Source organism: Caulobacter sp. X, assembly GCF_002742635.1.
Lineage (GTDB): Bacteria > Pseudomonadota > Alphaproteobacteria > Caulobacterales > Caulobacteraceae > Caulobacter.
The window spans coordinates 1,514,782-1,532,008 of the sequence record NZ_PEGF01000002.1; the positions used below are offsets into that span (position 1 = coordinate 1,514,782).

At 68.3% G+C, this 17,227-nt stretch carries 19 protein-coding genes; 12 read left to right on the forward strand and 7 right to left on the reverse strand.

The window, feature by feature from the left end:
• Positions 1-89 precede the first annotated feature (89 nt).
• A complete protein-coding gene (locus CSW60_RS19515; protein WP_099538823.1) occupies positions 90-1,487 on the forward strand; it encodes an MATE family efflux transporter in 1,398 nt (465 codons plus the stop codon).
• On the opposite strand, the gene CSW60_RS19520 is transcribed toward CSW60_RS19515, so the two are convergent.
• Positions 1,484-2,380: a cobalamin biosynthesis protein CbiG gene (locus CSW60_RS19520; protein WP_099538824.1), complete on the reverse strand. Its 897-nt coding sequence runs from the start codon at positions 2,378-2,380 to the stop codon at positions 1,484-1,486. The two genes, CSW60_RS19515 and CSW60_RS19520, sit on opposite strands and share 4 nt — an antisense overlap.
• A gap of 90 nt (positions 2,381-2,470) precedes the next feature.
• Complete coding sequence (gene mdoH / locus CSW60_RS19525) at positions 2,471-4,465, reverse strand: glucans biosynthesis glucosyltransferase MdoH (protein ID WP_099538825.1); 1,995 nt, start codon at positions 4,463-4,465, stop codon at positions 2,471-2,473.
• Between the two features lie 304 nt (positions 4,466-4,769).
• On the opposite strand from mdoH, the gene CSW60_RS19530 reads away from it, so the two are divergent.
• Entirely contained in the window at positions 4,770-5,102 is a 333-nt protein-coding gene (locus CSW60_RS19530; protein ID WP_236634316.1) for a copper-binding protein, read from the forward strand.
• A gap of 12 nt (positions 5,103-5,114) precedes the next feature.
• Here CSW60_RS19530 and CSW60_RS19535 read toward each other — a convergent pair whose 3' ends face one another.
• Positions 5,115-6,140 (reverse strand): NADP-dependent oxidoreductase, encoded by a 1,026-nt coding sequence (locus CSW60_RS19535; RefSeq protein WP_099538827.1) that lies wholly within the window; start codon positions 6,138-6,140, stop codon positions 5,115-5,117.
• A gap of 114 nt (positions 6,141-6,254) precedes the next feature.
• On the opposite strand from CSW60_RS19535, the gene CSW60_RS19540 reads away from it, so the two are divergent.
• Both CSW60_RS19540 and CSW60_RS19545 read left to right on the forward strand, forming a co-directional pair.
• Positions 6,255-7,187: a Gfo/Idh/MocA family protein gene (locus CSW60_RS19540; RefSeq protein ID WP_099538828.1), complete on the forward strand. Its 933-nt coding sequence runs from the start codon at positions 6,255-6,257 to the stop codon at positions 7,185-7,187.
• A 27-nt stretch (positions 7,188-7,214) separates the two neighbouring features.
• Entirely contained in the window at positions 7,215-7,853 is a 639-nt protein-coding gene (locus CSW60_RS19545) for a LysE family translocator (RefSeq protein ID WP_099538829.1), read from the forward strand.
• Positions 7,854-7,856: 3 nt separating this feature from the next.
• On the opposite strand, the gene CSW60_RS19550 is transcribed toward CSW60_RS19545, so the two are convergent.
• The 3 genes from CSW60_RS19550 to erpA form a co-directional block, all read right to left on the reverse strand.
• Positions 7,857-8,771 (reverse strand): hypothetical protein, encoded by a 915-nt coding sequence (locus CSW60_RS19550; RefSeq protein WP_099538830.1) that lies wholly within the window; start codon positions 8,769-8,771, stop codon positions 7,857-7,859.
• 54 nt (positions 8,772-8,825) lie between these two features.
• Entirely contained in the window at positions 8,826-9,614 is a 789-nt protein-coding gene (gene xth / locus CSW60_RS19555) for an exodeoxyribonuclease III (protein WP_099538831.1), read from the reverse strand.
• Between the two features lie 66 nt (positions 9,615-9,680).
• Entirely contained in the window at positions 9,681-10,013 is a 333-nt protein-coding gene (gene erpA / locus CSW60_RS19560) for an iron-sulfur cluster insertion protein ErpA (protein WP_099538832.1), read from the reverse strand.
• An 88-nt stretch (positions 10,014-10,101) separates the two neighbouring features.
• On the opposite strand from erpA, the gene CSW60_RS19565 reads away from it, so the two are divergent.
• From CSW60_RS19565 to scpB, 5 genes are all read left to right on the forward strand, one after another.
• The gene (locus CSW60_RS19565) at positions 10,102-11,286 is read left to right on the forward strand and encodes a deoxyguanosinetriphosphate triphosphohydrolase (protein ID WP_099538833.1); all 1,185 of its coding nucleotides are present in this window, start codon (positions 10,102-10,104) and stop codon (positions 11,284-11,286) included.
• 161 nt (positions 11,287-11,447) lie between these two features.
• A complete protein-coding gene (locus CSW60_RS19570) occupies positions 11,448-12,254 on the forward strand; it encodes an SPOR domain-containing protein (RefSeq protein ID WP_099538834.1) in 807 nt (268 codons plus the stop codon).
• The gene (gene nagZ, locus CSW60_RS19575; protein ID WP_201723093.1) at positions 12,251-13,288 is read left to right on the forward strand and encodes a beta-N-acetylhexosaminidase; all 1,038 of its coding nucleotides are present in this window, start codon (positions 12,251-12,253) and stop codon (positions 13,286-13,288) included. The genes CSW60_RS19570 and nagZ overlap by 4 nt, the downstream gene beginning before the upstream one ends.
• Positions 13,285-14,109, forward strand: coding sequence for a ScpA family protein (locus tag CSW60_RS19580; protein WP_099538835.1), 825 nt, complete (start codon positions 13,285-13,287; stop codon positions 14,107-14,109). Before nagZ ends, CSW60_RS19580 begins: the two co-directional genes overlap by 4 nt.
• A complete protein-coding gene (gene scpB, locus CSW60_RS19585; protein ID WP_099538836.1) occupies positions 14,106-14,783 on the forward strand; it encodes an SMC-Scp complex subunit ScpB in 678 nt (225 codons plus the stop codon). The genes CSW60_RS19580 and scpB overlap by 4 nt, the downstream gene beginning before the upstream one ends.
• A 9-nt stretch (positions 14,784-14,792) precedes the next feature.
• On the opposite strand, the gene CSW60_RS19590 is transcribed toward scpB, so the two are convergent.
• Positions 14,793-15,101: a hypothetical protein gene (locus CSW60_RS19590; protein ID WP_099538837.1), complete on the reverse strand. Its 309-nt coding sequence runs from the start codon at positions 15,099-15,101 to the stop codon at positions 14,793-14,795.
• A gap of 271 nt (positions 15,102-15,372) precedes the next feature.
• Here CSW60_RS19590 and tatA point away from each other — a divergent pair, with 271 nt between their 5' ends.
• From tatA to tatC, 3 genes are all read left to right on the forward strand, one after another.
• Positions 15,373-15,597, forward strand: coding sequence for a twin-arginine translocase TatA/TatE family subunit (tatA, locus tag CSW60_RS19595; RefSeq protein ID WP_047404445.1), 225 nt, complete (start codon positions 15,373-15,375; stop codon positions 15,595-15,597).
• Between the two features lie 89 nt (positions 15,598-15,686).
• The gene (gene tatB / locus CSW60_RS19600; protein WP_099538838.1) at positions 15,687-16,295 is read left to right on the forward strand and encodes a Sec-independent protein translocase protein TatB; all 609 of its coding nucleotides are present in this window, start codon (positions 15,687-15,689) and stop codon (positions 16,293-16,295) included.
• Entirely contained in the window at positions 16,292-17,188 is an 897-nt protein-coding gene (gene tatC, locus CSW60_RS19605) for a twin-arginine translocase subunit TatC (RefSeq protein WP_099538839.1), read from the forward strand. The genes tatB and tatC overlap by 4 nt, the downstream gene beginning before the upstream one ends.
• The last annotated feature ends 39 nt before the right edge of the window (positions 17,189-17,227 follow it).

Below are 17,227 nucleotides of genomic sequence, written 5' to 3' on the forward strand. Positions count from 1 at the left end.
CGTGACCGAAAGCGGTTGCCCGCGAGGGGGGCTTCAGCCACCTTGCCCGCCTTCTTTGACCCCCCTCTTAGTGTTTTGGGGTGATCACCATGCCACGCGACGCGGCCGCAACGGCGCTCCCTCCAGAGCGGCCGCGCGGCCCCATCCTTACCGACCTGATCGAACTGCTCCGCCTTGCGGGGCCGGTCGTGCTGTCGCGCCTGGGAATCATGGTCATGGGCCTGACCGACGCGATCGTGGTCGGTCACTACTCGGCCCAGCAGCTGGGCTTCCACGCCATGGCCTGGGCGCCGTCGTCGATCTTCGTGACCATGAATGTCGGGCTGCTGGTCGGGGTGCAGGTGATGACCGCGCGCGCCATAGGCGCGGGACGGCGGCACGAGACCGGCGCGGTGCTGCGCCGGGGACTGACCTACAGCCTTTGGCTTGGCCTCGGCGGCATGGCGCTGCAGGCGCTGCTGGGACCATTGTTCCTGCACAGCCTGGGCCTGAAGGACGGCCTCGCCGACGGCGCGACCTTGCCGCTGATCGTCTTCTCGCTGTCCCTGCCGATCTATTCGGTGTCGGTCGTCCTGACCTTCTGGCTGGAAGGGCTGGCGCGGCCGACGCCGGGCGCGGTGATGATGTGGCTGGCCAATCTGGTGAACCTGGCGGCCAACCTGCTGCTGGTGCCCGGGACCTTTGGCCTTCCGGCGCTCGGCGCCACCGGCGGGGCGTGGTCGACCTTCGCCGCACGCGTGGCCCTGGTCGTGGCGCTGGCGATCTATGTGCTGCGAATGAAGGACTCGCGGGAGCTAGGCGTCTTCGACAAGCCCGCGCGCGATCGGCCCGCCGAGATCGAGCAGCGGCGGATCGGCTATGGCGCCGGCGCGTCGAACTTCTTCGAGGTCTCGGCCTTCGCCGGCATGAACCTGGTGGCCGGCTGGATCGGCGCCCTGGCCGTCGCGGCCTGGGCGGTGGTGCTGAACGTGGCGGCGATCATCTTCATGATCCCGCTGGGCGTCGCGTCAGCGACCGCGGTGCAGGTGGGACGGGCCTATGGCGCGCGCGACCCGGCCGGCATGACCCGCGCCGGCTGGATCGCCTTCAGCGTGATCGCCGTCATTGGCGTCATGGCGGGCCTGCTGCTCTATCCGACCCGCCACTGGGTGGCCTTGGCCTATACGACCGATCCGGCGGCGCTGGAGCTGATCCTGCCCGCCCTGGTCCTGACCTGCTTCTTCCTGGCGCCCGACGCGGTGCAGGTGGTGGCGGCTCAGGCGCTGCGGGCGCGGGGCGAGGTGTGGGTCCCGACCATCACCCACCTGATCAGCTACGCCCTGGTCATGGGACCGCTCGCCTGGTGGCTGGCGATCCCGCGCGGCATGGGCCTGAACGGCGTGGTGCTGTCGGTGATCGTCACCAGTTTCCTGGCGGCCGGCTTCCTGCTGGCGCGGTTCAGAATCCTGGATCTGCGAGATCGGAAGCTGGCGCGCGACGGCGCCTAAGCCCCCAGGATCCAGCCTTCCTCGGTCTCCGCCACGGCCAAGGCGTCTTCGTCGAGACCCTTGGGCGCGGCGAAGACGGCGGCCAGCTTGCCGGCCTCGTCGAGCTTGGCGAAGTGTTCGGCCAGCTCCCGCACCTGGGCCAGATCCTTGACCTCGCCCGGCGCGGGCACGGCCTTCAGCAGCGACGGATAGACCTCGGCCACGACGACCTCGACGCCCTCGAGGTCGGCCTCGGTCAGGGCCTTGAAGCCCGTCTCGAACGGCCAGACCCGCACCGCCTCGCCGCGCGCGTCCTTCAGGCGACGCACGGCGGGGATGCCGACGATCGCCTGACCGCCGACCGAGCCGTTGTAGTAGAGCTTCCAGATCGAGTGCGCGCCTTTCGCGGCCTTGTCGGCCTGGCGGAACTCGGGAAGGTCGTCGGGACCGTGCTCGCGGACGCGCTTGGGCTGCAGCGTCGTCAGGGCGTCCTTGGGCGGGCAGCCCCAGAACGGGAAGGGCCCGCCGGTCAGGCGCCGGTTGATCTCGGAGCCGACGCCGAAGCGGTTGTTGGTGTTGTCGGCCTTGTCCTTGACCATCTTGGCCAGCTGGTCCCAGACCGCGCGCCAGGGCTTGTCGCCGGGCAGGGCCAGCGCCTTGGCGAGGCCGCGCGGGAAGCCCAGCGGGAAGTCGAAGCCGACCAGGGCCCGCTCGCCGCGCTTCTTCAGGTCATCGAGGATCGCGGTCAGGCGCGTTTCGGCCTCGGCGCGGGTGGCCGGATTGTAGCTCTCGAAGCTGAGGCGGAAGCGCACGTCGCGCTTGAGCACGCCGATCCAGATGGAGTCCGCGCCCGTGCTCGGCTTGGCCGCGGCGCTCCAATCCACGATCACATAGGCGCTGAACAGACGCGACACGGCAGCCGGCTCCGAAAGAGAAACGAAGTGGCGCTTCTACTCTTCCGGGAGCCGCGCGGCCAGATCATCAAAGCGCTTGACGCGCCGATATCAGGCCGCGTCGCGGATCTTGGCGGTCGGGCCGATCGGGCGGCCGTTGCGGGCGAACCAGCGGATCGGCGGCTCGCACGACGGGCCCAGGGCCGCGCGAACGATGGCCGGCGGACGGCGCTCTTCCGGCGTCATGAACAGGCCGTTGGTCTTCAGCTTCAGGCCAGCGGCCTTGTGGGCGCCCAGCATGGTCAGCGGCACGGCCAGGACCAGACCCAGCAGGATCGGCGCGGTCGAGGTGAAGAGGTCGGGCGTGAACCAGAAGGCGCCGGCCAGGATCAGGCCGGCGACGCTGATCCAGCCCATGGCGGCCGAGGCTTCCTTGAAGCTGACCTTGTCGGCGTTGCGACGCTGGGTGGCCCAGCCGCCGACCTTGCCGGCGAGGATCTCGACGATGGCGCGGGTCTGGGTGAACATCAGCATCGGCGCGACCAGGGCCGACAGCAGCATCTCGACGGCGAGACCCGCGGCGATGCGGCGCTTGCCGCCGAAGCCCTTGACCTCGGCCTTGCGGTTCAAAACCAAGATCGCGCCCAGGATCTTGGGCCCGAACAGCAGCACGAAGGTGATGATCATCGCCCAGGCGGTGGCCTGGATCTCGCGCCAGTCGATCAGGGCGTGGGCCGCGGCCTGCAGGTCGGCCATGGTGAAGGCCGCCTTCTTCAGCTCGGGCATCAGGGCGCGCGAGGTGATCCCGGCCGTCAAGGCGATGAACCACAGCGGCGACAGGGCGTAGCTCAGTACGCCGATCACGAGGTGCAGGCGGCTCATCCAGTGCAGGCCCGGCAGACCGACCAGCGGCACGTGCTGGATGTTGCCCCGGCACCAGCGACGGTCGCGGGTGGCGAAGTCGAGCAGGTTCGAGGGGCTCTCTTCGTAGGAGCCTTCCAGGTACGGCGCCAGGTGGACGCTCCAGCCGCCGCGGCGCAGCAGGGCGCTTTCCAGGGCGTCGTGGCTCATCACCTCGCCGCCGAAGGGCTTGGGGCCGGCCAGATGCGGCAGGCCGCAGGTCTCGGCGAAGGCGCGAGTGCGGACGATGGCGTTGTGGCCCCAGAACGAGCTCTCCGTGCCCGACCACCAGGCCAGGCCCGTCCAGGCGACGCGGCCGTACAGGCGGGTGGCGAACTGCAGGGTGCGGGCGAAGATCGTCTGGCCGTTGATGATCATCGGCATGGTCTGGATCAGGCCCGCGCCCGGGTGGCGCTCCATGGCGTCGGCCAGGCGAACCATCGCCTCGCCGGTCATCAGGCTGTCGGCGTCCAGGACCAGCATGTGCTCATAGGCGCCGCCCCAGCGGCTGACCCAGTCGGCGATGTTGCCGGCCTTGCGACCCGTGTTTTCCTTGCGGACGCGATAGTAGACGTTGCTGTGGGCCTCGCGGCGGAAGCGGGCGAAGCAAGCCTGCTCGGCCAGCGCCACCTGGGCGTCGCGCGTGTCGCTCAATACGAAGATGTCGAAGTGGCGGCTCATGCCGGTCTCGGCCAGCGAGGCGTCCATGGCGCGCAGGCGGGCGAAGACGGCGGCGGCGTCCTCGTTGTGCACCGGCATCAGGACGGCGGTGCGGGTGTGCAGCTTGGGCATCGGCTTTTCGCTGTCGATGCCCAGCGGATCCTTGGGCTTGCCCAGCAGGATCACGAAACCGGCCACGGCCGTGCAGAACCACAGCGACAGGGCCAGGAACAGCGGCGCCAGCAGGGTCAGGACGATGGCTTCCAGCCGGGTCACGCCGCCCAGGGCGATGGTGTCGAAGGTGGCTTTCCAGCCGGCGCAGCCCATCACGATGGTCGCCAGGGCGACGATCCAGCGGCGCATCGTCATGTTGGCGACCAGCGCGGCGGCGCGGCGCGGACCGCCTTGCCAGAAGCCCAGCGGCTGGACCGGCATGGCCAGCGGCGCCTCGGTGGGGATCTCGACGGTGTCCCGCCGCTGCACGACCTGATCGAGGGACACGCTCGTGGAGGTGCGCACGTCGAAGAGGGCGGAACGATCGCTCATATCGTCAGATCTCGGACTTTTTCCGGCGAACCGGGCTCTCTCCGCGTGTTTCGCCGCCTCAGCCCCTTTCCGCATCGCCGTGGGTTCGCTAGGGGAACCGTGCAAGCGCGCGTGACGGATTCATGACGGCAAAAACCGGCGTGGAGAAGCACCGGCGACGCACACAGTAAAACCTCGATCACAAATTCGCTACCAGAAATCACGCCGATTTCGCAGTTGCGAGAAAATACACCGACCGCGCGCCGGGCGAGCGATGCTCGCCTTCTGGGGGAATTGAGCTAAGATGATGAATTGCCGGCATTTCTTGGTTTTGGCCGGCGTTCTGGCGCTTTCGGCCTGCGGCGATGCGTCCGAGACCTCGCCCGCGAAGCCCGCGGCGGTTGAGGCCATGCCCTCGACCGAAGCCCTGCCGGCCTACGACGCTCAGGGCGTTATCGCCAGCCTGGACGGCCAGATTCTCACGCTCGATCACGACGGCGCGAGCGCGGCGGGACTCAAGCCCGGTCGCGACAAGTTCAAGGTCTATGCCGACGTACTGGCCGAGGCGCCGATCACCCCCGGCGCGCGGGTGAAGTTCCAGTTCAAGAAGGCGCCGACGGGGCTCGAGGTGTCGAAGCTCGAGCCCCGCGACGGATAGGCGAAGCGCGGCTTAGCTCAGCTTCACGAGCATCTTGCCCAGGTTCTCGCCCGAGAACAGCTTCAGGAAGGCGTCGGGCGCGCGCTCCACGCCTTCCTCGACGGTTTCCTTCCAGGTGATCTTCCCGGCCTTGATCCACTCGGCCATGTCCTTGGCGAACTGCGGGAACATGTCGGCGTGGTTCGAGACGATGAAGCCCTCCAGGCGCAGGCTCTTGCCGACGGCCAGGATGATGTTCGACGGCCCCTCGGGCTTACCGGTCTCGTTGTACTGCGAGATCATCCCGCACAGGGCGAAGCGGGCGAACGGACGGGCCGAGTTGATCGCCGCCTCCAGGTGCACGCCGCCGACGTTCTCGAAATAGACGTCGATGCCTTTGGGGGCGACCTTGGCGAGCTCGGCCACCACGTCGGGCGTGGCCTTGTAGTCGATCACGTGATCGACGCCGATCGACTTCAGGAAGGCGACCTTCTCGGGACCGCCGGCCGAGCCGATCACGGTGTGGCCCTTCAGCTTGGCGATCTGGCAGACAACTGAGCCCACGGCGCCCGCGGCCGCCGAGACGAAGACGACATCGCCGTCCTTCAGCGCCGCGATGCGAAGCAGGCCGACATAGGCGGTCAGGCCGGGCATGCCAACCACGCCCAGGAAGGCCTGGGGCGGGATGCCGTGCGTTTCGATCTTGGTGATCGCGCCCAGACCGCCCGCCGCGAGAGCCTTGGGCGAGGCGTTATAGGCTTCGCGCCAGCCGAACATCGAGTTGACGATGTCGCCCGGCTGGAAGTTCGGATCGTTCGAGGCGACGACCTCGCCGATCGCGCCGCCCTGCAGGGCCTGACCTAGCTGGAACGGCGGCACGTAGCTGGGGCGATCGTACATGCGGCCGCGCATATAGGGGTCGACCGACATCCACAGGTTCCGGACCTGGATCTCATCAGGACCCGGCGCGGGCAGGTCGACGGTGGCCAGTTCGAAGTCCGAAGCCTTGGGCAGGCCGACGGGACGGCTCTTCAGGCGGATTTCGCGCGACGTGGTCATGATCTTCCTCCCTTGGCCGAGCCAAGCGTTGTTAATTTAAACGGATGTTTAGCGCGTCCTTAGGGAAGGCTCCAGTGCTTCTATGAGATCGCGAAGCGGAGTAGACAGCGCGCCATGACCCAGACTCTGAAAGCGGGCGTCGTCGGCGCCGGAGTGTTCGGCGGCTATCACGCCAAGAAGTACGCGGAGCTGCCCGACGTGACGCTGGCGGCCGTGTTCGATGTCGATCTGGCGCGGGCCCAGGCGCTGGCCGGGCCGCTGGGCGCCCAGGCCTTTGACGACATGGACGCCTTCCTTGCCGCCGTCGATGTGGTCACCGTCGCGACGCCGGCCGTGCACCACGCGGGCGCGGCCTTGGCGGCGCTGAAGGCGGGCAAGCCGGTCTATTCCGAGAAGCCACTGGCCGTGACGCCGGAGGACGCCGACAGGATGGTCGCCGCCGCCGCCAAGGCGGGCGTGCCGCTGGCCTGCGGTCACCAGGAGCGCGTGGTGTTCCAGGCCATGGGCTTGCTCGATATCCCCGAACAGCCGCTGCGCCTGGAGGCGGTGCGGCGCGGCACGCCCTCGGACCGCAACCTCGACGTCTCGGTGGTGCTGGACCTGATGATCCACGACATCGACCTGGCCCTCGCGCTGTGCGACGGCGAGCCGGTGGCGGTGGAAGGCGAGGGAGCGATCACCCGTTCGACGTCGCTGGCCAATCCTCACCTCGATTGGGTGAAGACCGAGGCGACCTTCGACAACGGCTTCACGGCCGTGTTCGACAGTTCGCGCGTCGCCGAGGCCCGCGAGCGGACCATGAAGGTCGTCTATCCGTCAGGCGAGGTCGAGATCGACTTCCTGACCCGCGCCTTCCGTAACACCACGCCCTATCCGCTGATCGAAAACTTCACCGAGACCCCGGCCGGCAAGGACCCGCTGGGCCTGTCGGTCGCCGGCTTCCTGGCCGCCGTGCGCGGCGAGGCGCCCCGACCGGTCGTGACGGGGGAGGAGGCGGCGCGGGCCCTCGACCTGGCGCTCGCGGTGGAGCAGGCGGTCGAGGGCTAGCCGCCGCGATCAGGAGAGGAGACGGTCTTGCCGCACGACGCCTGGCCGATCGACCCGTCCGTCTTGGCGCCGTTCCTGGCCGCGGTGACCCTCATCGAGCTGACCCCTGGTCCCAACATGGGTTATCTGGCCGGGCTCTCGGCGGTGGAGGGGCGGCGCGCGGGCCTGATCACGGTCGCGGGGATCACCTGCGGCCTGCTGGTCTACATGCTGGCCTCGGTCGTCGGCCTGACAGAGATCCTGAGGGTCAACCGGCATCTCTACGATCTGCTGCGCTGGGCGGGCGTCGCCTATGTCGCCTGGCTGGCGATCGACGTCTGGCGCGGCGGAGAGAAGGCCGAGACGCTTCGAGACGGTCGGAGCGATTGGGCGCATTTCCGCAGAGGCCTGCTGACCAACCTGCTGAACCCGAAGGCGGCGCTGTTCTATGTCACTTTGCTGCCGGGCTTCGTTCAACCCGGCCATGCCTCGCCCCTGAACCAGGCCCTGATCCTGGGCGGCGCGCACATCGTGGTCAGCATCGCCGTCCATGGGACGATCGTGCTGTCTTCCGATGGCCTCGCGCGCCGGTTCGCCGTGGTCGGCGCCAGCGTGTTGGCGCGGCGGCTGTTCGCGGTCGCGCTGCTCGCCACCGCCGCCTGGATCGCCGTGGAGACGGGCCGCTGAGGCTCAATCGTCGAGGTCGAACGGCAGCTCGTTCTGATCGCTGGGCGTCTCGCGACGGGCCTTAGAGACCGGCTTGTAGGTCGGCTCGGGCGGCGGCGGAGGCGGCGGGTCGTCGTCCCACGGCGGGTCGTCGAACATGTCCGGCTCGGCTGAACGGGCCGGCGCCGCGGCTGGGCGAGCCACCTGGTCGAAGGTCGAGTGACGAGACGTCGGCGACGCTACGGGGGCGGGCGCCGGCGGATCGAACATGCCGTCATCGTTCTCGTACGGGTCGTCCTCGTAACGCTCGTCAATCGGCTCGAGCGGCGGCGCGACGGGCCTAGGCGGCGCGGCCTGCTGCGGCGGAGGCGGAGCCGTGACAGCGACTGGAGCGGCCTTTTCCGGACGAGGCGGCAGGGGGCGTCGGACGATGGCCTCACAGCGCGCGAGCCAGCGGTTGGCTTCCTGCACAAGTTCGCCGGCCGAGCGGCTTTCGCGGCGCTGCTCGTCGCCCGGCGCCCAGAGGTCCAGCGTGAAGTCCGGGTGGCGCGGATCGTCGAAGACTAGGCGCAGGGTGACGGTGTCGGCCTGAGGCGACATGTGATCGATCGCGCGGCGGCCCTCGCCCCGGAAGACCCGGCCCATCACCTGGTTGTCGACCAGCAGCTCGGCGCCGGTCAGCTCGTCCAGGCGATAGACCAGGCACCAGCCGCCACGATCCCAGGCCACGGCCAGAAGGTTGGTGGAGAACGAGAAACCCGCGCCCCGGCCGCGTCCGCGCGCGACGATCACGCCCTCCGGCTCGCTCTTGAGCACGTTGCGCAGGGCGCGGCGGATGCGCCGGTCCTCGTCGCCGTACCAGATGGCGAAGCTGCCCATGAACGTCACCGCCGTGCCGGCGATGGCCACGAACAGCAAAAGACGCGCGAGTTCGCTCATGGGCGGCAGACTAGCGGCGGTTGCGATTCCCGCCCAGAGGGGCGAGCGGTCGCGTCAAATCCGGAAGTGGCCCACGACCGGAACGTGGTCGGACGGCTTTTCCTTGTCGCGCTCGTCGCGGTGGATGACCACGCTTTCCAGCCGATCGGCGGCCTGGGGCGACAGCAGCAGGTGGTCGATGCGGATGCCCAGGTTCCGCTGCCAGGCGCCGGCCTGGTAGTCCCAAAAGGTGTATCCGCCCGGCGCGCCGTCGGCCTGCATGTAGGCGTCGGTGAGGCCAAGGTTCTTCAGGGCGCGGAAGGCGGCGCGGCTCTCGGGGCGGAACAGGGCGTCGCCTAGCCAGGCCTCGGGATTGGCGACGTCCTGCGCCTCGGGGATGACGTTGTAGTCGCCGGCGATCACCAGCGGCTCCTCGAAGGCAAGAAGGCCTTGAGCGTGGGCGTGGAGGCGCCGCATCCACGCCAGCTTGTAGTCGAACTTCTCGGTGCCGATCGGATTGCCGTTGGGCAAGTAGATGCCGGCGACCCGGAAGGGCGTCGGCGCGCCAATCACCGCCTCGACATAACGGGCCTGTTCGTCGACCTCGTCCTCGGACAGGAAGGGCAGGCCCTTGCGAACGTCCTCGACAGGGTGCTTCGAGAGCAGCGCGACGCCGTTATAGGTCTTCTGACCGTGGACGACGACGTTGTAGCCCAGGCGCTCGAAGTCTTCGGCCGGGAACTTCTCGTCGACGCACTTGATCTCCTGCAGCACCGCGACGTCGGGCGCTTCGGCCTCGAACCAGCCGAGCACGCGCTCCAGGCGGGCGTTGACCGAATTGACGTTCCAGGTGGCGATGCGCATCGAGGACTCCGAGGTGAGTCCGGAAGCTAGGGCTCCAGGCGGAGCGGCTCAAGCGCTGCTTGGCGACTAGATCGAGAAGCTGACGCCGCAGCCGCAACTGGACTTGGCGTTGGGGTTGCGGACCCGGAACTCCGCGCCGGCCAGTTCATCGACGAAGTCGATCTCAGAGCCCTTCAGCAGGGCCAGGGAGACGACGTCCACAAGGGCCGCGGCCCCGTCGCGCTCGATCTTCAGGTCGTCCTCCTCGACGGAGTCGACCAGGTCGAAGCGGTACTGGAAGCCCGAGCAACCGCCGCCGTCCACCGCGATGCGCAGCATCAGCGGGCGGCCCTCGCTCTCGCCAATGGCCTTGATCCGACGAGCGGCGTTTTCGGAAAGCGTTAAGTCTGTTTGGGTCATGGCTGTGGAAAAGTCACCTTCGCCCTATATGAGGGTGTCGCGGCCTCTTCGGAAGGGGCCAAATCGACCAACGCGATAAAGGCGGTTTATGTCTCAGGTCCCGTACTTCGTCCCGCGCGCGCCGTACGCCGAAGATCCGTTCAAGTCGAAGGGCCGTCGGTTCAAGGAAGACGAGAGCCGCACCCGGACGCCGTTCGCCCGCGACCGCGACCGCATCATCCACACCTCGGCCTTCCGCCGCCTGAAGGAGAAGACCCAGGTCTTCGTGGCGCACGAGGGCGACAACTTCCGCACGCGCCTGACCCACTCGCTGGAAGTGGCGCAGGTGGCGCGCTCGCTGGCGACGGCCCTGGGCCTCGACAGCGACCTGGCCGAGACCATCGCGCTGGGCCACGACCTGGGCCATCCGCCGTTCGGCCACGCCGGCGAGGACGAGCTCGAGATCCAGATGCGCGACTACGGCGGCTTCGACCACAACGTCCAGACGTTCCGGGTTGTGACGGAGCTGGAGCATCGCTATCCGGACTTCCTCGGTTTGAACCTGACCTGGGAGACCCTGGAAGGGATCATCAAGCACAACGGCCCGGTGACCAACAAGCTGGGCAAGCCGTCCTGGAAGGCGATCTCCAAGTACGACAACGAGTATGAGCTGGGCCTGGACAGCTGGGCCTCGGCCGAGGCGCAGGTCGCGGCCCTGGCCGACGACATCGCCTACAACAACCACGACGTGGACGACGGCGTCACCGCTGGCCTCTTCACCCTGGACGAGCTGATGGACGTGCCGCTGATCGGCCCGATCCTGTTCGCGGTGAAGAGCGAGCGCCCCGACCTCGACCCGCGCCTGACCCATCTGGAAGCGATCAGGCGAATGATCGGTGCCATGATCGACGACGTGATGGGCGAGACCCTACAGCGCGCCGCCGCCACCGGCGTCCAATCGGCCGACGACGTGCGGGCCCTGGACCATGCGTTGGTCGCCTTCTCGCCGGACATGGCCGAGGACCTGGCCCGCCTGCGCTCGTTCCTCTACGAGCGGATGTACCGCCACTGGCGCGTCAACCGCACGCGCAGCCAGGCTCGCCGTATTCTCGGCGAAATGTTCGCGCTATTCCTCAAGGAGCCGGAGGTCCTTCCGACCTACTGGTTCGCCAAGTCGCAGAACCGCGACGAAGCGGGCAGGGCGCGGGTGGTGTGCGACTACATTGCCGGCATGACCGACCGTTTCGCGATAGAAGAGCACCGCAAGCTGTTTCATCTCGACGTCTGGAACTAGGCTTCCTGAGCGTCGGGCGAGCAGCTGGGACGAGCGCAGCTTGTCCCGCAACTGAGCGGCGCGAATGCTTCTGAGACGGCGCGGGCTTGGGGTAACCTAGGGCCGGCGCGTCCGATTCGAGGCTTTCGATCCGCGCCCGAGTTTTTGGAGCTTAGCTTAAGATGTCCGATCCGCACCGCGGGGCCTATACGCCGCCCACCGACGCGCCTCTGTCGTTCGACGCGCGGCAGCCCGTGCGCGGCGCCCGCCCGCTGCCCATGACCCTGATCATCAGCGCGGTTGTGCTGGTCACGCTGGTCGTCGGCGTGGCGCTGGTCTATCGCGGCGGCATCCGCGACCCGAACGCGCCGCCGCCCGCGGTCGGTACGGAAGTCGCCGAGATGAAGGCCCCGCCGCCGGCCAATAGCCAGCCGCAGGATCCGGCCGCCGGCCTGCAAATCTATCACAGCGACGAAGCGCAGCCGTCGGCGACCTTCGCCGCGCCGCCCGAGACGCCGCAGCCGCGCCCGGCCGTGCCGCTGCCGACCGCGCCCGTGCAGACTGCCGCGCTTCCGCCGGCGAAGCCCGCCGCCGCGCCGACCATCGAATCCCTGGCCACCGACGCCGTGGCCCCTAAGCCCGCGCCGAAGCCGGTTCAAGTGGCCGCCGCCACGCCGCCTGCGCCCAAGCCGGTCGCCGCCGCGCCGGCTCCGGCCGCCGCAGCGCCGAAGCCCGTCGCGACCGCCACGGGACCCGCCTCGGTGCAGATCGGCGCGCTGTCCTCGCCCGCCCTGGCCGACAAGGCCTGGACCGACGCCGTGCGCCTGGCCCCCGGCCTCGCCGCCGGCAAGGGCAAGAAGGTCGAGGCCGTCGACAAGAACGGAACCACGCTCTACCGCACCTCGGTCACCGGCTTCCCGACCCGTGAAGCGGCCAAGGCCTTCTGCGAGGCGATCGCCGCCTCGGGCAAGTCCTGCTTCGTCAAATGAGCCTGCTGATGGGCGCCTCTTCCGCCGCCATCCTCGGTTGCGCCGGGACCACGCTGACGGCCGAGGAGGCCGCCTTCTTCAGGGACGTGAAGCCCTGGGGCTTCATCCTCTTCAAGCGCAACATCGCCGACCCGAACCAGGTGCGCGCCCTGACGGCCGCCCTGCGCGAGACGGTCGGGCGTCCCGACGCGCCGATCCTGATCGACCAGGAGGGCGGCCGCGTCGCTCGCCTGCAGCCGCCGCACTGGCGGACCTATCCGCCGGGCCGCGCCTATGGCGAGCTGGTCGCCAACGATCCGCTGGTCGCGCGTGAAGTCACCCGCCTCGGCGCCCGCCTGATCGCCCACGACCTGCATGCGCTGGGGATCAATGTCGACTGCGTGCCGGTGCTGGACGTGCCCGATCCGCAAGGCCACGAGATCATCGGCGACCGCGCCTATGGCGACACGCCCGAGCAGGTGGCGACGCTGGGTCGCGCCGCGGCCGAGGGGCTGCTGGCCGGCGGCGTCCTGCCGATCATCAAGCACATCCCCGGCCACGGCCGCGCCATGGCCGACAGCCACCTGGAGCTGCCGGTTGTGAAGGCCAAGCTGGCCGAGCTGGACGCCCGCGACTTCGCGCCGTTCCGGGTGTTGTCCGACATACCGATGGCGATGACCGCCCACGTTGTCTACACGGCCATCGACCGCAAGAACCCGGCGACGACCTCGAAGAAGGTCATCAAGAAAATCATCCGCGAATCCATGGGTTTCGACGGACTTCTGATGAGCGACGACCTGTCGATGAAGGCGCTGTCCGGCGACTTCAAGCAGCGCGCCAAGGACAGCCTGTCGGCCGGCTGCGACGTCGTCCTGCACTGCAACGGCGACATGGCCGAGATGAAGGCCGTGATGTCGGGCGTCGGCAAGATGTCCAAGGAGGCGCGCCGCCGGGCCCAGGCGGTCATGAGCCGCCTGGTCAAGGTTCCCGAGCCCCTCGACGTCGCCGAGGCCCGCGCCCGCTTCGACGCGGCGTTCGACGGAAAGTACGCTTGAGCACGGGCTTTCAGCCCACATTCGACTTCGAGGCCGCCAACGAGGCGGCCGAAGACGGCGCCGCGCTCGTCATCGACATCGACGGCTACGAAGGTCCGCTGCACGTGCTGCTGGCGCTGGCCCGCAGTCAGAAGGTCGACCTGTTGCAGCTGTCGATCACCCGCTTGGCCGAGCAGTACCTGTCGTTCGTCCAGCAGGCCCGCCGCGTGCGCTTCGCCCTGGCGGCCGACTATCTCGTGATGGCGGCCTGGCTGGCCTACCTCAAGTCCCGCCTGCTGCTGCCCAAGCCCGAGCAGCCCAAGGCCGAGGAGCCGCCGGCCGAGGAGATGGCCGCGCAGCTGGCCTTCCGCCTGGCCAAGCTGGACGTCATGCGCAAGGCCGTCGAGGCGCTGAAGGAGCGGCCGATCCTGGGCCAGGACGTCTTCATGCGCGGCGATCCGGAAGCCGTGAAGATCGTGTCCTCGACGCGGCTGGAGGGCGACCTCTACGGCCTGATGAGCGCCTATATCGAGCAGCGCAAGCGCGAGCACAGCCGCCACTACGCGCCGCGTCCGCCAACCGCCTATCCGCTGGAAGACGCCCGCGACCGCCTGCGTAGCTTGTTGCCCAAGATGGAGGACTGGACGGTCCTGTCCTCGGTCGCGCCGATCGAGCAGGCGCTGGAGGAGGACGACGGGCCGACGCCCGCCTCGTACCTGGCCTCCACGCTCTCGGCCTCGCTGGAGCTGGTCAAGGAAGGCGTGCTGGAGGCTCGCCAGCTCGAGCATTTCCAGGACATCTACTTGCGCACGCGGTCGGAGCCGCTGCAAATCGCCGAATGACCACAGAGCTGGACCCTCTATTCGTCGAGCGCTGCATCGAGGCCCTGCTGTTCGCGGCGGCCGAGCCGCTGAGCGACGTCGACCTGGCCAAGCGCCTGCCCGAGGGCGCGGACATCGCCGCCGGGATCGCCAGCCTGCGCGTGCGCTACGCGGGCAGGGGGATCGAGCTGGTCGAGGTGGCCGGGCGCTGGCGCTATCAGACGGCCAACGACCTTGCTTTCCTGATGACCGAGGAGCGCGAGGAGCCGCGCCGCCTGTCCAAGGCCGCCCAGGAAACCCTGGCGATCGTCGCCTACCACCAGCCGGTCACCCGCGCCGAGATCGAAGCGGTGCGAGGCGTCCAGGCCAGCCGGGGCACGCTGGACGTCCTTCTGGAGTTGGGCCTGATCCGGATGCGCGGCCGGCGTCGGACGCCCGGCCGTCCGGTGACCTTCGGCACCACCGACGCCTTCCTGGAGCATTACGGTCTGGCCTCGCTGGCCGACCTGCCGGGGATGGCCGAGATGAAGGCCGCGGGCCTTCTGGAGATGAACCTGCCGCCCGGCTTCACCGTGCCGGATCCTCTGGGCCTGCGCCCGGCGGGCGACGAGGAGGATCCGCTGGAGCTGGACGACGGCGAGACGCCCGAATTCGCTCAGGATTTCCTGGGTGAGCCGGAAAAGGCCGACGGCTGAGGCGCGACCCTAGGCGAGGATGTCGGCGACCAGGCCCTTTTGGCCCTTCTTGCCGATATCGTTCTGGACCTGCTGCTTGATCATGTCCTTGATCTTGTCCTCGATCTTCTTGCGATCTTCCGTGGACATCGCCTTCACCTGCTCTTCGGTGACGCCGAGCTTGGCCAGGATCATCGCCCGCATCTTCTCGGCGGGCGACTTGGACTGGAACTTCAGGAACTCGTCCTTGGCCGTGGGCTCGCCGATGGGCGAGGACGTGGATGCGCTGACGCCGGCATAGGCGTAGGACGAAGAGGGACCAACCGACGAAATCGACATGCGATGCGCTCCCGAACTCAAGGGGTGCGACATCTTGGCAAGAAACGCGCCAAGGACCGGAAGCTAGGCCTTTCAAAGGCTTGCTGTGATTGGCGCGCCCGTTCGCGCGTCGCCGCGGTCAAGTTGGCCGAGCAGAACCTGCCGAGCTTTATTCAAGACCGACGCCTTTTGTCGGACGATGGTCTGTCGCCCCGCGAGCGCCTATATTCCAGGGCATGTTGTAACGACGCGGCGCACCGGCTATCTGGCGCTGTCGCAAGGAGTCTAGGTTATGGGAAGTCTCGGTCCTATCCACTGGATCATCGTCGCCGTCGTCGTGCTGCTGCTGTTCGGCGGCCGCGGCAAGCTGTCGGGCATCATGGGCGACGCGGCCAAGGGCATCCGGGCGTTCAAGGATGGCCTGAAGGACGACACCAGCAGCGAAGTCGCCGACAACAAGGCCAAGGGCGCCCTGCCGCGCACCGAAGCCGAGGCGGAAGAGCTTCGCAAGTCGTAAGGTTTGAGGCGCGCGGGGACGGTCTCCGCGCGTTTTGGTCCACTCTTCCCCGGGGGGTCTTCGAGGCCCCGCCGTTCTAAGGCGCGTCCATGCTTCCTGATATCGGCGGCACAGAACTTCTCGTCATCGCCGCCGTCGCCCTGATCGTGGTCGGTCCCAAGGACCTGCCCGCGCTGCTGCGAAAGCTGGGTCAGTTCGTTGGCCGGATGCGCGGCATGGCCTCGGAGTTCCGGGCGAGCTTCGACGAGATGGCGCGCCAGTCCGAGCTGGACGAGCTGCGTCGCGAGGTGCAGGCCATGCGCTCCGGCCAGTTCTCCAGCCCTGTCCAGGCCGCCGCCGACGCGGTGAAGGAGGCCGGCGCCGACCAGGTCTTCGCCGAGATCGACGCCTCGCTGAGCAGCGGCGCGACGCAGATGCATCCCTATGCGGGGGCGCAGACCCACGATTTGGCGCCGGCGACCGACAATTCCATCCTACCGCCGCCGGCCGCCGAGCCAACCACCGAGAGCGTCGAGAAGCCCAAGCGCGCGCCCCGCAAGAAGGCCGTCGTCGAGCCGACGATCGTCGAGACCGCGAAGACCCCGCGCAAGCGCGCGGCCAACAAGGACATCTCCGTGGAGTCGCCGAAGACCGCTTCCGCGCCGCGTAAGCGCGCCGCCAAGGCCGGCGGCTCCAAAGCTTCGGACATCGTCTCGTGAACGACAAAGCTATCGGATACGACCACGAGGACGAGATCGAGGCCTCGCGCGCGCCTCTGCTGGATCACCTGATCGAGCTGCGCATGCGGCTGATCATCTGCGTGGCCTCGATCGCCGTGGCGTTCGGCGTCTGCTTCGCCTTCGTCAAACCGATCTTCCTGTTCCTGGTCCGGCCATTTACCGTGGCCGAGGGGCTGAAGGCCGTGCAAGACGCCGGCGGCCATCATGGCTCGTTCGATCTTCTGCTGGCGCTCGTCGGCCTGAAGACCGTGCCGGCCAGCGCCATGGCCGGCATCACCCTGCAGGCGACCGCGCCGCTGGAGCAGTTCTTCACCAACATCAAGCTGTCGGCGTTCGGGGCCATCATCCTGGCGTTTCCGGTCATCGCCTGGCAGCTCTACCGCTTCGTCGCGCCGGGGCTCTACAAGAAAGAGCGCAACGCGTTCCTGCCGTTCCTGATCGCCTCGCCGGTGCTGTTCCTGATGGGCTCGGCGCTGGTCTACTATGTGATGCTGCCGTTCGTGCTGTGGTTCTCGCTGAGCCAGCAGATCGTCGGCGATGGCGTGAAGGTGGTGCTGCAGACCCGGGTTTCTGAATATCTGACCCTGGTCACGACCCTGCTGCTGGCCTTTGGCCTGAGCTTCCAGTTGCCGGTGGTGCTGTCGCTGGCGGGCCTGGCCGGACTGGTCAATTCCAAGATGCTGAGGGCCGGCCGCCGTTACGCGATCGTCGCGGTCTTCGTCGTGGCCGCCATCGTCACGCCGCCCGATCCCATCAGCCAGATCACCTTGGCGGTGCCGCTGTGCCTGCTCTACGAGATCTCGATCTGGTGCGTGTGGCTGATCGAGCGTCGCCGCAAGCGCGAGGACGAAGAGGCGGGGCTGACGGACTAGCGACACGAAAAAGGGCTCCGCCGATGGCGGAGCCCTTCT

What these genes read in the sequence shown, in the direction of transcription:
- CSW60_RS19515 (WP_099538823.1), top strand. Translation starts at nt 90, where the DNA reads ATGCCACGCGACGCGGCCGCAACGGCGCTCCCTCCAGAGCGGCCGCGC.
- mdoH (WP_099538825.1), bottom strand. Translation starts at nt 4,465, where the DNA reads ATGAGCGATCGTTCCGCCCTCTTCGACGTGCGCACCTCCACGAGCGTG.
- CSW60_RS19535 (WP_099538827.1), bottom strand. Translation starts at nt 6,140, where the DNA reads ATGACCACGTCGCGCGAAATCCGCCTGAAGAGCCGTCCCGTCGGCCTG.
- CSW60_RS19540 (WP_099538828.1), top strand. Translation starts at nt 6,255, where the DNA reads ATGACCCAGACTCTGAAAGCGGGCGTCGTCGGCGCCGGAGTGTTCGGC.
- CSW60_RS19550 (WP_099538830.1), bottom strand. Translation starts at nt 8,771, where the DNA reads ATGAGCGAACTCGCGCGTCTTTTGCTGTTCGTGGCCATCGCCGGCACG.
- xth (WP_099538831.1), bottom strand. Translation starts at nt 9,614, where the DNA reads ATGCGCATCGCCACCTGGAACGTCAATTCGGTCAACGCCCGCCTGGAG.
- erpA (WP_099538832.1), bottom strand. Translation starts at nt 10,013, where the DNA reads ATGACCCAAACAGACTTAACGCTTTCCGAAAACGCCGCTCGTCGGATC.
- CSW60_RS19565 (WP_099538833.1), top strand. Translation starts at nt 10,102, where the DNA reads ATGTCTCAGGTCCCGTACTTCGTCCCGCGCGCGCCGTACGCCGAAGAT.
- CSW60_RS19570 (WP_099538834.1), top strand. Translation starts at nt 11,448, where the DNA reads ATGTCCGATCCGCACCGCGGGGCCTATACGCCGCCCACCGACGCGCCT.
- nagZ (WP_201723093.1), top strand. Translation starts at nt 12,251, where the DNA reads ATGAGCCTGCTGATGGGCGCCTCTTCCGCCGCCATCCTCGGTTGCGCC.
- scpB (WP_099538836.1), top strand. Translation starts at nt 14,106, where the DNA reads ATGACCACAGAGCTGGACCCTCTATTCGTCGAGCGCTGCATCGAGGCC.
- CSW60_RS19590 (WP_099538837.1), bottom strand. Translation starts at nt 15,101, where the DNA reads ATGTCGATTTCGTCGGTTGGTCCCTCTTCGTCCTACGCCTATGCCGGC.
- tatA (WP_047404445.1), top strand. Translation starts at nt 15,373, where the DNA reads ATGGGAAGTCTCGGTCCTATCCACTGGATCATCGTCGCCGTCGTCGTG.
- tatB (WP_099538838.1), top strand. Translation starts at nt 15,687, where the DNA reads ATGCTTCCTGATATCGGCGGCACAGAACTTCTCGTCATCGCCGCCGTC.